The sequence below is a fragment of the Pseudomonas sp. NIBRBAC000502773 genome (genome assembly GCF_006517195.1).
GTDB lineage: Bacteria > Pseudomonadota > Gammaproteobacteria > Pseudomonadales > Pseudomonadaceae > Aquipseudomonas > Aquipseudomonas marginalis.
This window is the reverse complement of record NZ_CP041189.1, coordinates 2,010,088-2,022,314: the sequence shown is the minus strand read 5'-3', so window position 1 is coordinate 2,022,314 and position 12,227 is coordinate 2,010,088. Positions and strand designations below refer to the sequence as shown.

8 protein-coding genes and 1 pseudogene are annotated in these 12,227 nt (G+C 61.8%); 4 read left to right on the top strand and 5 right to left on the bottom strand.

What is annotated here, in order from left to right:
- Window positions 1-37 precede the first annotated feature (37 nt).
- Window positions 38-877 (bottom strand): annotated as a pseudogene (locus tag NIBR502773_RS31270) (cache domain-containing protein); the annotation flags it as partial.
- Between the two features lie 335 nt (window positions 878-1,212).
- On the opposite strand from NIBR502773_RS31270, the gene NIBR502773_RS09305 reads away from it, so the two are divergent.
- A complete protein-coding gene (locus NIBR502773_RS09305; RefSeq protein WP_141155903.1) occupies window positions 1,213-2,691 on the top strand; it encodes a helicase HerA-like domain-containing protein in 1,479 nt (492 codons plus the stop codon).
- Window positions 2,692-2,695: 4 nt separating this feature from the next.
- Here the strand turns inward: NIBR502773_RS09305 and NIBR502773_RS09300 are convergent, their stop codons facing one another.
- Window positions 2,696-3,151 carry a DUF721 domain-containing protein gene (locus NIBR502773_RS09300; RefSeq protein WP_027605525.1) on the bottom strand — a complete coding sequence of 152 codons (456 nt, stop codon included), beginning with the start codon at window positions 3,149-3,151 and terminating at the stop codon, window positions 2,696-2,698.
- A gap of 294 nt (window positions 3,152-3,445) precedes the next feature.
- On the opposite strand from NIBR502773_RS09300, the gene secA reads away from it, so the two are divergent.
- The 3 genes from secA to NIBR502773_RS09285 all read left to right on the top strand — a co-directional run bounded on the left by secA (window position 3,446) and on the right by NIBR502773_RS09285 (window position 8,485).
- A complete protein-coding gene (secA, locus tag NIBR502773_RS09295; protein ID WP_065939173.1) occupies window positions 3,446-6,181 on the top strand; it encodes a preprotein translocase subunit SecA in 2,736 nt (911 codons plus the stop codon).
- A gap of 123 nt (window positions 6,182-6,304) precedes the next feature.
- Window positions 6,305-7,522: a bifunctional glutamate N-acetyltransferase/amino-acid acetyltransferase ArgJ gene (argJ, locus tag NIBR502773_RS09290; protein ID WP_027605527.1), complete on the top strand. Its 1,218-nt coding sequence runs from the start codon at window positions 6,305-6,307 to the stop codon at window positions 7,520-7,522.
- An 18-nt stretch (window positions 7,523-7,540) separates the two neighbouring features.
- Window positions 7,541-8,485 carry a Nudix family hydrolase gene (locus tag NIBR502773_RS09285; RefSeq protein WP_065939171.1) on the top strand — a complete coding sequence of 315 codons (945 nt, stop codon included), beginning with the start codon at window positions 7,541-7,543 and terminating at the stop codon, window positions 8,483-8,485.
- A gap of 126 nt (window positions 8,486-8,611) precedes the next feature.
- Here NIBR502773_RS09285 and NIBR502773_RS09280 read toward each other — a convergent pair whose 3' ends face one another.
- The 3 genes from NIBR502773_RS09280 to NIBR502773_RS09270 are packed head-to-tail and all read right to left on the bottom strand — an operon-like array spanning window position 8,612 to window position 12,190.
- On the bottom strand, window positions 8,612-9,190 hold the full coding sequence (locus NIBR502773_RS09280; RefSeq protein WP_027605529.1) for a cob(I)yrinic acid a,c-diamide adenosyltransferase: 579 nt from the start codon (window positions 9,188-9,190) through the stop codon (window positions 8,612-8,614).
- A 2-nt stretch (window positions 9,191-9,192) separates the two neighbouring features.
- Window positions 9,193-11,226 (bottom strand): PAS domain-containing sensor histidine kinase, encoded by a 2,034-nt coding sequence (locus tag NIBR502773_RS09275; RefSeq protein ID WP_115487178.1) that lies wholly within the window; start codon window positions 11,224-11,226, stop codon window positions 9,193-9,195.
- A 46-nt stretch (window positions 11,227-11,272) separates the two neighbouring features.
- Entirely contained in the window at window positions 11,273-12,190 is a 918-nt protein-coding gene (locus NIBR502773_RS09270; protein ID WP_141155902.1) for a putative 2-dehydropantoate 2-reductase, read from the bottom strand.
- Window positions 12,191-12,227 lie beyond the last annotated feature (37 nt).

Sequence of the window (12,227 nt, the reverse complement as noted above, 5' to 3'; positions counted from 1 at the left end):
TAAACGCGTTACCCAGGGTGCCAAACTCATCGTGATTCTGGATGGCCAGGCGGCGAGTCAGGTCGCCCTCGCCGTCGGCGATGTCCTGCATCGCGCGAGTCATCACGTGCAGCGGCTGCAGCAGCACGCGTATCAGCATGCCGAGCAGGGCGATGATGATCACCACGGCAATCACGGTGGCGATTACGGCGGAGGTGCGGAATTTGCTGAGCATTGCGTAGGCTTCGTCCTTGTCCACCGATACCCCGAGGTACCAGTTCACCGAGGGCAGCCCCTTGATCCGTGTGAAAGTAACGATGTTGTCCTTGCCGTTGGCTTCGACTTCGCTGAAGTCGCCGCTGATGGTGGGCGTGTGTTTTGGGTAGACATCGGAGAGGGACTTCATCACCAGGCTTTTGTCCGGGTGTACCAGCATCTTGCCGTCGGCACTGACCAGGAACGCATAGCCCATGCCACCGAAGTTCAGTGCACCGATGTTGTCCACCAGGGTCTGCAGGCTCAGGTCGCCGCCGACCACGCCGATGCTCTGGCTGCCCTTGGCACTGGGGGTGGCGATGGAGATGATCAATTGCCCGGTGGCTGCGTCGATGTAGGGCTCGGTCAGGGTCGAACCGTTGCTGCTCTGGGCGCCTTTGTACCAGGGGCGAACGCGTGGATCGAAGCCGTCCGGCATCTTGGTGTCGGGACGGATGGTGAAGGCGCCCTGACTGTCACCCACGTAGGTGGCCATGAACGATGACGTCAGGGTTTTCTGCTCCAGCAGGCTGGCAACCGCAGCGGGTTCAGGGTTGATGGCGATGTTCTGTGCGGCGTTTTCCACCAGTGCGATACGTCCGGTCAGCCAGGTCTGGATACTGCTGGCGGTGACGTCGCCCATCTCGTGCAGGTAGCTATTGAGGTCTTCGCGTATCGCGTTACGTTGCAAATAGTCGTTATAAAGGGTGAACAGCGTAAATGCCGCGATGACGATAAGGGAGGCTGCAAGCAGGATTTTATGGCTGAAGCGCAGATTTTTATTCATAGCTTGAAGGGTCCGCTAAGGTCTTAATATCCGAGGCGCGTCCTTGTGGAACACGCGGAAGGGTAGCGTCAAAAAAAGTTTGATATTTCCGTTGGTCCCTGTAGGAACTATCTGAGCGTTTTTTAGACTTTGTGGGTCTCACATCTTTCTTATCGACCTGGCGACACTAAAGATTAACCATGGGTGACGAAATGCCTGATTCCACGCAACTCCTTATCGGTGCCGGTCTTGACGGCCAGCCTATTGCCCAGGCCATGCGCCTGGCCAACCGTCACGGTTTGATCGCCGGCGCCACGGGCACAGGCAAGACGGTCACGTTGCAACGTCTGGCCGAAGCGTTCAGTGATGCGGGCGTCGCGGTATTTGCCGCAGATATCAAAGGTGACCTCTGTGGCCTGGGTGCCGCCGCCAACCCTCAGGGCAAAGTCGCAGAGCGCATCGCCGGCATGCCGTTCCTTAATTACACGGCCAAGGCGTATCCCGTCACGCTGTGGGATATCCACGGGCAGTCCGGTCATCCATTGCGCACCACAATCAGCGAAATGGGGCCGTTGTTGCTCGGCAGTTTGCTGGAACTCACGGACAGCCAGCAGTCGGCCCTTTACGCAGCGTTCAAGGTGGCGGATCGCGAAGGCCTGTTGCTGCTGGATCTCAAGGACCTCAAGGCCCTGCTCAATCACCTGCGTTATCACCCGGAGTTGCTCGGCGAGGATGCGGCGCTGATGACCACCGGTTCCAGCCAGGCGCTGTTGCGGCGTCTGGCAGTGTTGGAGCAGCAGGGCGCCGAGGCGTTGTTTGGCGAGCCGGCCCTGCAGCTTGAAGACATCTTGCAGCCCACCCGCGAGGGACGCGGGCGTATCCATCTGCTGGATGCCAGCCGCCTGGTGCATGAAGCCCCGAAAGTGTACGCGACGTTCCTGTTGTGGCTGTTGGCGGAATTGTTCGAGCAACTGCCAGAGCGCGGCGATGCCGACAAGCCGTTGCTGGCGCTGTTTTTCGACGAGGCGCATTTGCTGTTTGCCGACACGCCCAAGGCTTTGCAGGAGCGGTTGGAGCAAGTGGTGCGGCTGATCCGCTCCAAAGGGGTGGGGGTGTATTTCGTCACCCAATCGCCGGGCGACCTGCCGGACTCTGTGCTGGCGCAACTGGGTTTGCGCATCCAGCATGGCCTGCGGGCGTTCACCACGAAAGAACAGAAATCCTTGCGGGCGGTGGCAGACGGGTTCCGGCCGAACCCGGCGTTTGATGCGTTATCGGTGTTGACCGAGCTGGGCACGGGTGAGGCATTGGTGGGCACCTTGCAGGAAAAAGGTACGCCGGAAGTCGTCCAACGCGTACTGGTCGCGCCGCCGCAATCGCGAATCGGGCCGCTCAGCGCCGCTGAGCGCGCCGCGTTGGTGGCCAGTTCGCCTTTGCAGGGGCGCTATGACAAGCCGATTGATCGCGAGTCGGCCTATGAAGTATTGATGGCGCGCAAGGCGCTTGGACCGACCGAAGAGACCAGGCAGGCCGACGAGGAGCCGAGCTTTACTGAGAAGGCCGGGGCGTTTCTGGGAACCACCGCAGGCAAGGCGCTGAAATCCGCGATGCAGCAGGCCGCCAATCAGATGGGGCGCCAACTGGTGCGTGGTTTGCTGGGGTCTTTGCTGGGCGGCAGTAAGCGCAAGTAGCGGTTCAGGGCTTGGGCTTGCCATGGGCGGCCAGCCGCTCAAGCGCCGCGCGCAGGCCCGGATCGCTGATCCCGTCGGCCGTGGCCTGAATCGTCTCGGCCGCCGTCTCCGACAAGTCCATCGTGTGGCCCGCCGCGCCTTGCTGCACGGTCGGCGGCTGCACCTTGAACTGGATGCGCGTCAAGCTGGCGAACTCATCGAACGCCATCAATTGACGCTGCAGGCGTTTTTGCTGATAGCGCAGGCGGGTCGCCCAGTGGCCATCTGTGACAATCAGCAGCAGGTTGCCTTCACGCCAGGACGCCACGTGGCAGTGCTCACGGGCCGCCGGTTGAAGTTGGCTTTCGAGCAGGCGTTGCAAATGGCCCAAGCGTTGCGCATGGCCAAAGATGGCTTTCAACGGCTTGGCTTCGCGAAGCAACACGCTGGGCGCGCGGGCTGTAAGAGGGCGAAATGCCATGATTGGACACCTTAAGTAACAGAGCGGCCATCTTAGCAGAAAGCGTCTACGCGGCCCCGGGCAATGCATTGCCGGGGCTTTATCCACAAAATCAATGAGCTCCACGGGTTGAAGTTCGCGCAAAAGCCCTTATTTTAAACAAGCCCTCTCACAGCCCCATGCCAGCATCGGGAAACAACGCCACTTTCCTCACCCACGATTCCGGGTAGAATGCGCGTTCGCATGCGGCCGTGAGGGCTGCTCGGGCCACTCACGGTGCGCCCTCCATCCCTATGTGTGGAAGAACCTGCCGATATGTTTGCGCCTTTGTTAAAGAAACTTTTTGGAAGCAAGAATGAGCGCGAAGTCAAACGCATGCTCAAGACGGTGCAGCTGGTCAATGCCTTCGAAGAGCAGATGGTTGCCCTTTCGGACGAGCAATTGCGCGCCAAGACCGAAGAGTTCAAGGCCCGCATAGCCAAAGGTGAAACCCTCGACAAGCTGCTTCCCGAAGCCTTTGCGGTTGCCCGTGAAGCCGGTAAGCGTGTCATGGGCATGCGCCACTTCGACGTCCAGTTGATCGGCGGCATGACCTTGCATGAAGGCATGATTGCCGAAATGCGTACCGGTGAAGGCAAGACCCTGGTAGCAACCCTGGGTGTTTACCTCAACGCACTGTCCGGCAAGGGCGTGCACGTTGTAACGGTGAACGACTACCTGGCTCGCCGGGACGCCAACTGGATGCGCCCGCTGTATGAATTCCTCGGCCTGACCGTCGGCGTGGTAACGCCGTTCCAGCCGCCGGAAGAGAAGCGCGCCGCCTACGCCGCCGACATCACCTACGGTACCAACAACGAATTCGGTTTCGACTACCTGCGCGACAACATGGCGTTCAGCATGGAAGAAAAATTCCAGCGCGAACTCAACTTTGCCGTGATCGACGAAGTCGACTCCATCCTTATCGACGAAGCCCGTACCCCGCTGATCATCTCCGGCCAGGCCGAAGACAGCTCGCGCCTGTACACCGAGATCAACAAGTTGATCCCGCGCCTTGAGCAGCACATCGAGGAAGTGGAAGGCGTGGTGACCAAAGAAGGTCACTTCACCATCGACGAGAAGACCCGCCAGGTCGAACTCAACGAAGCCGGTCACCAGTTCGTCGAAGACATGCTGACCCAGATCGGCCTGCTGGCCGAAGGCGAGAGCCTGTACTCGGCCCACAACCTGGGCCTGCTGACCCACGTGTATGCCGGCCTGCGTGCCCACAAGCTGTTCCATCGCAACGTCGAATACATCGTGCAGGATGGCCAGGTTGTACTGGTCGACGAACACACCGGGCGTACCATGCCGGGCCGTCGTCTGTCCGAAGGCCTGCACCAGGCCATCGAAGCCAAGGAAATGCTCAACATCCAGGCCGAAAGCCAGACGTTGGCGTCCACCACCTTCCAGAACTACTTCCGCCTGTACAACAAGCTGTCCGGCATGACCGGTACCGCCGACACCGAAGCGTTCGAATTCCACCAGATCTATGGCCTGTCGGTGGTGGTCATCCCGCCGAACAAGCCGCTGGCCCGTAAAGACTTCAACGACTTGGTGTTCCTGACCGCCGAAGAGAAATACGCGGCGATCATCAACGACATCAAGGACGGCATGGCCCAGGGGCGTCCGATCCTGGTAGGTACCGCCACCATCGAGACTTCCGAGCACGTGTCCAACCTGCTCAACAAGGAAGGCATCGAGCACAAGGTCCTCAACGCCAAGTTCCACGAAAAAGAAGCCGAGATCATCGCCCAGGCCGGTCGCCCAGGCGCGCTGACCATCGCCACCAACATGGCCGGTCGTGGTACCGACATCCTGCTGGGCGGCAACTGGGAAGTGGAAGTGGCTTCGCTGGACGATCCGACCCCTGAGCAGATCGCCCAGATCAAGGCAGACTGGCAGAAACGCCACCAGGCCGTGCTGGAATCCGGTGGCTTGCAGGTGATCGCCTCCGAGCGCCACGAATCCCGTCGTATCGACAACCAACTGCGTGGTCGTGCCGGCCGCCAGGGTGACGCCGGTTCCAGCCGTTTCTACCTGTCCCTGGAAGATAGCCTGATGCGTATCTTCGCCTCGGATCGGGTGAAGAACTTCATGAAGGCCCTGGGCATGCAGTCCGGTGAAGCGATCGAGCACCGCATGGTGACCAACGCCATCGAGAAGGCCCAGCGCAAGGTAGAAGGCCGTAACTTCGACATTCGTAAGCAACTGCTCGAGTTCGATGACGTCAACAACGAACAGCGTAAAGTGATCTATCACATGCGTAACACGTTGCTGGCCGCCGACAACATTGGCGAAACCATCGCCGATTTCCGTCAGGACGTGCTCAACGCCACCGTCAGCGCACATATCCCGCCACAATCGCTGCCTGAACAGTGGGATGTCGCTGGCCTGGAAGCGGCGTTGAAGAGCGACTTCGGTGTCGACTTGCCGGTCCAGCAATGGCTCGACGAAGACGACCACCTGTACGAAGAAACCCTGCGCGAGAAGCTCATGACCGAGCTGCTGGCCGCGTACAACGAGAAAGAAGAGCAGGCGAGTGCCGAAGCACTGCGCACCTTCGAGAAGCAAATCGTACTGCGTGTGCTGGACGACCTGTGGAAAGACCACCTGTCGACCATGGACCACCTGCGTCACGGCATCCACCTGCGTGGCTATGCCCAGAAGAACCCGAAGCAGGAGTACAAGCGCGAGTCGTTCACGCTGTTCTCCGAGTTGCTGGATTCGATCAAGCGCGATTCGATTCGCGTGCTGTCCCACGTTCAGGTGCGTCGCGAAGACCCGATCGAGGAAGAGGCGCGCCTGCGCCAAGAGGCCGAGGCACTGGCTGCGCGCATGCAGTTCCAGCACGACGAGGCACCGGGTCTGGAAGCGCCTGAAGTTCTGGGTGAAGAGGTCGATGTAGTCCTGGCCCAGACCCCGGTTCGCAACGAGCAGAAGCTGGGCCGCAACGAACTGTGCTGGTGCGGTTCGGGCAAGAAGTACAAACACTGCCACGGCGAAATCAACTAAGATTTTTGCCTGACGCTGCTACACCCCGCGCCGCGACCGGCCCCTGCCGTCGCGGCGTTTTGCCATTAATTTCACCGTCGATCACGACGGCACAGACATCACCTATTTTTAAGGAGCGCATTCATGGCTGTTGGTCTTGGTCCTTTGCCCACATTGCACCCGGTTGCCGGTTTTGAGCTCGGTATCGCTTCGGCCGGCATCAAGCGCCCAGGGCGCAAGGATGTGGTGGTGATGCGCTGTGCCGAAGGCTCGACCGTTGCGGGCGTGTTCACCCTCAACGCCTTCTGCGCCGCGCCGGTGATCCTGGCCAAGCAGCGTGTTGCCGGCTCGATTCGTTACCTGCTGACCAACACCGGCAATGCCAACGCCGGTACCGGTGAGCCTGGGCTGGTCGCCGCCGCACGTACCTGCGCCAAGCTGGCCCAACTGGCCGGCGTGGACGCCAGCCAAGTGCTGCCATACTCCACCGGCGTCATCGGTGAGCCGCTGCCGGTCGAAAAAATCGAAGGCGCCCTGCAAGCCGCGCTGGACGACCTGTCTGTGGATAACTGGGCAGCAGCCGCCACCGGCATCATGACCACCGACACCCTGCCAAAAGGCGCGAGCCGCCAGTTCGTGCACGACGGTGTGACGGTTACCGTGACCGGTATCAGCAAGGGCGCGGGCATGATTCGCCCGAACATGGCCACCATGCTTGGCTACATCGCCACCGACGCCAAGGTTTCCCGCGATGTGCTGCACAGCCTGATCCTGGACGGCGCCAACAAGTCGTTCAACCGCATCACCATTGATGGCGATACGTCCACCAATGACTGCTGCATGCTGATCGCCACCGGCCAGGCCAACCTGCCGGAAATCACCGAAGCCAGCGGCCCGCTGTTCGCGGCGCTGAAGCAGGCGGTGTTCGAGGTGTGCATGGACGTGGCCCAGGCCATCGTGCGTGACGGTGAAGGCGCGACCAAGTTCGTGACCGTTGAAGTCAACGGCGGCGGCAACCACCAGGAATGCCTGGATGTCGGCTACACCGTGGCCCACTCGCCGCTGATCAAGACCGCGCTGTTCGCCTCCGACCCGAACTGGGGCCGTATTCTGGCTGCCGTCGGCCGTGCCGGCGTGCCGGACCTGGACGTGAGCAAGATCGACGTGTTCCTGGGCGACGTATGCATCGCCAGCCGTGGCGCCCGTGCCGAGACCTACACCGAAGCCCAGGGTTCGGCGGTGATGCAGCAGGAAGAAATCACTATCCGCATCGAACTCGGTCGCGGTGAGTGCAGCGAAACCATCTGGACCACCGACCTGTCCCACGAGTACGTGAAGATCAATGCGGAATACCGCACCTGATAGAAGAGGATAAGCGCGGTGAAACGAGTGCATGTAGCAGCAGCGGTGATCCGCGGTGTCGACGGCAGGATCCTGCTGGCGCGCCGTGCCGATACCCAGCATCAGGGCGGCCTTTGGGAGTTTCCCGGTGGCAAGGTGGAGGCCGATGAGTCGGTCGCCACGGCCCTGTCCCGTGAGTTGCAGGAAGAGCTGGGTATCCAGGTCACCACGGCGCGACCGCTGATCAAGGTGCAGCATGACTACCCGGACAAGCAGGTGTTGCTGGATGTCTGGGAAGTCTCGGCCTTTACCGGCGAGCCCCACGGTGCCGAGGGACAACCGCTGGAATGGGTGGCCCCGCGCGATCTGCCCCACTATGAGTTCCCGGCCGCCAATGCGCCAATCGTGGCGGCTGCGCGCTTGCCGGCCGATTACCTGATCACGCCGGGCGAGCTGGAAACGCCCACGCTCTTGCGCGGAATCCAGAAGGCTATCGCCGGTGGCATCAAGCTGATCCAGCTGCGGGCGCCCAACGGTTACGACCCTAAATACCGCGATCTTGCGGTAGATGCGGTGGGCCTGTGCGCCGGTAAGGCGCAGTTGATGCTCAAGGGTCCGTTTGAATGGCTCGGGGACTTCCCGGCGGCCGGCTGGCATATGACTTCGGCCCAACTGCGCAAATATGCGAGCAAGGGCCGGCCGTTGCCGAAGGACCGCTGGTTGGCGGCGTCATGCCATAACGCGGAAGAACTGGCGTTGGCGGAGTTGATGGACGTGGATTTTGTCACGCTGTCGCCGGTGCAGCCGACCCAGACCCATCCCGATGCGCAGCCGTTGGGCTGGGAACAGGCGGCAGAGTTGATCCGTGGGTTCAGCAAACCGGTGTTTCTGCTGGGTGGGGTAGGGCCTGCTGAGCGGGAACAGGCGTGGGAAGCTGGCGCTCAAGGTGTCGCAGGGATTCGGGCGTTCTGGCCTGAGGCTTGATGGTGCTCTGAAGGGCCCTATCGGGAGCAAGCCCCCCACATTCGACCGAGTTCCAACTTTGGAATGTGATCAAAATGTGGGAGGGGGCTTGCCCCCGATGAGACCCTATCAGTCACCGAATCATCATCAGTGTGGCTTCGCCGCCGCCTGCCACAACACTTCTGCAACACCCTGGCGCCTGGCGATCACCCTTGCCGCCACAAACAGCAAATCCGACAGCCGATTGATATACGCCAACCCCACCCCTTCCAACGGCTCGACAGCATTCAGGTGCTGACAGCGCCGCTCGGCACTGCGCGCCAGGCTGCGGCACACATGGGCCTGGGCAATCAGCGCTGAACCACCGGGCAGGATGAAATTCTCCAGGGGCCCGAGCTCTTCGTTCCAGCGATCGATCGCCGCTTCCAGCCGATCCACTTCCGCCGCGTTCAATGCCTTGTACTCCGGCATGGCCAACTCCCCACCCAGATCGAACAATCGATGCTGGCAAGGCGTAAGCACCTCGATCACGTCCTGTAAGCCTGGATGCTGCCCGCCGAGGGCTTCGAGATACGCCAGCAGTAACCCCAACTGGCTATTGAGCGTATCGACCTCGCCGATGGCCTCCACCCGGGGATGGTCCTTGGGCACGCGGCGGCCGTCGCCGAGGCCGGTTTCGCCTTTATCGCCGGTGCGGGTGTAAATCTTCGACAGGCGAAAGCCCATGGTCAGTGCTCCAGTTGGGTGAGTTCGTAAGGTGGCAGTTGGCCCGCCAGGGGCAGGCGCAAGGTGAAGCAGGTGCCTTGGCCGAGGGTGGAATGCACCTCCATCTGGCCCTTGTGGTTGTTGGTGATGATGAAGTACGACACCGACAGCCCAAGCCCGGTGCCCTGGCCGATTTCCTTGGTGGTAAAGAACGGCTCGAAGGTGCGTTTGCGCACGTTTTCGCTCATGCCGATGCCGTTGTCTTCCACCTGGATTTCCGCCCACGGCGGGTTAAGGCGCGTGCGCAGGATGATGCGCCCCGGTTCGCTGTCGTCCTCGCGCAGGTGAATGGCCTGGGCGGCGTTTTTCAGCAGGTTGAGCAGCACCTGTTCCAGTTCGTTGGCCGTGCCGGGCACGGGGCCCAGTTGCGGGTCGAACTGGCGGATGATTGCCTGGCCCTTGAAGTCGAAGCCAATGGCCAGGTCAAAGTCGTTACCGGCGATTTCTACCGCCTGGTCGATCAGCGCCGGCAGGTCGCAAGGCGCCATCTGCCGGTTGCTGCGGCGGCTGAAGCTGAGCATGTGGGTGACGATTTTCGCCGCCCGTGCCCCCGCCTGCTGGATACCGTCGAGCAGTTGCGGCACTTCGCGGCTTTGCAGGTAGCGGTTGACGGTGTCCAGCTCAACCCCCACCTGTTCGGCGTGTTCCAGGTTCTTGGGCAAGTCGGGGGACAGGCGCCGGCGAATGTTCTGCACGTTATGCAGGATCGCCCCCAGCGGGTTGTTGATCTCGTGGGCCATGCCGGCAGCAAGTCCGCCGACGGAGAGCATTTTTTCCGACTGCACCATCATCTCTTCCAGGGACAGGCGCTGGGTGATGTCGTCGATACGGATCACCACGCCGCGCCCGGCACCGCCCATCAGCGGGTAGAAGGTCAGGGCGTAATGCTTGGGTTCGTCGTCCTTGATCCAGGTGACGCGCTCGATGCGTTCCACCGTGTGCTGCTCCACCGTGGCCTTGATCTGCGGCAGGTACGGCTTGAGCGGCTGGAAGGCGAGGTAGATCGGTTGATTCAGCGCTTCATCCAGGCGCGTGCCGGACAGAGCCGTGGCTTCCTGATTCCATTGGGTGACGTAGAGCTGTTCGTCCAGGGCGATCAGTGCCGAAGGCATCGAGTCGATGATGCTGTTCAGGTAGTTCTGGAAACCGGTGAGCTTTTTCTCGATCTTGCTGCGCACCTGGACTTCCAGCTCCAGCTTGCGGTTGGTGTGGCGCGTCTCTTCGGCCAGGCCTTGTGCCTGGTCGTAGGCCGCCTGGGAATCGTCCCGCGCGCGCTTGAGCTGCTGCTCCCGGGCTTCGATGCGCGACAGCATGGTGTTGAAGGCTTCGGCCAGGCTGCCGATTTCGTCGTGGTTGCCTGGGCCGGCGCGCAGGGCGTAGTTCTCTTCGCGGGTGACCTGGCGTGACAGCTCTTCGAGTTCATGGATCGGCCGGGTGATCAGGCGTTTGATCTGCCGGGCGATGATCAACCACAGCAGCACACTGAAAATCAGGATGCCCAGGCTCGCCGTCAATGTGCCGGTATAGAAGGCCACCGGCAGCTCACTGCTGGCCACCAGCAGCAGGTGGCCGGACGGTTGGCCGGGACGGGGCAGGGTGATGACCTGGTTACTGCGAAATTCGGTCACTCGCCAGGCTTCGATATGCCGGTAGGTGTCCGGTAGGTGCAGGCGATCGCCGTGTTGCATCTGCGCCAGGCGGTTGCCTTCGCCGTCGTACAGGGCGGCGGCGCGCAGGGGCGAATAGCTGGTCAGTTCATTGAGCAGCGCATCGGCCTTGGCCGGGGATTCAAGGGCTTCGGCGGCGAGGGCCGGGTTGGACACCAGCCGGCCGATGGCCTGCAAGGCCTGGGGCGCCATGCTTTCCTGGGAGATCCAGTAGGCGGCGCTGATAAAGGTCAGGTTGGCCACCAGCAGGACGGTGGTCAGCAGCACCAGCAGGGCGGCCAGCAGTTTCTGCCCGACCGGTAGGTTTTCTAGACGCTGGCGCAGCGGCATCAGGGTTTTCCCAGGTGATAGACAGGCGGGCAGGGTAGCGCGTGCCTCAGTCGCGGGGCAATCCGCGTGCAAGTAACTGCTCGACCAGGCGCACTTGCAGTTGTTGCACATGGGGCAGGCTCAATTGGTGACGGGCGGCCGCCTGGCAAGCATAGCCCAACAAGTAGCTGATCTCGGTGCGGCGGGCGTTGGCCACGTCCTGGTACATGGAGGAATAATTGGCGGCCGTGGCCTGGATGACCCGTTCCACTTCCTGGTGCAGATCCCGCGCGGCGGCGGGTTGGCCGCAGCATTCCAGCAGTTCGCCAAGTTCGGCACACAGGGTCGCGACTTCACATTGATGGTTCTGCAGTTCGCCGTTGCGGCACTGGTAAAGCACCGTCAGCGGGTTGATCGCGCAATTGAGCGCCAGTTTGCGCCACAGGCGCGTCAGGATGTCGGTACTCCATTCGTGGGGGATGCTCGCAGCGTGCAGGTCATCCAGCCACAGCGGCGGAGTAGGGTGGCTCGCGTCTCCCAGCCAGGTATAGCCATGGCCGGCGAACACAACGCGCCAGTCACCGTCGCGAAACGCGCCTTCGGTGCTGGAGGCAAAAATGCAGCGCGCCTGGGGCAGTTGCGCGGCCACCGCGTCCTGGCTGCCTAGGCCGTTCTGCAGCAGGATCAGCTCGGCGTCCGGTGCCAGGCGGTGTTGCAGTTGTGCGACAGCGCCCTGGGCGTCGTAGGCCTTGCACGCTACCAGCAGGCGATGAATCGGCTCGGGGCTGTCGGGCGTTTCGGCGAACACCGGGTAGGTATGGGCGACGCCGTGTTCCACCAGGGTCAAGCCGGGTGAAGCCCGGTAGCTGGCCAGGCGCGCGGCATCGCGCAGGATCAACCTGACGGGCAAGCCGGCACGAGCCAGGCGGGTGGCCCACAGTGTGCCCAGGCTGCCCGCGCCGAGAATATGCCAGGTGGTCGACATCAGTTTTTGCTCCGTAGGGTCGCTCACAGTGAACGGG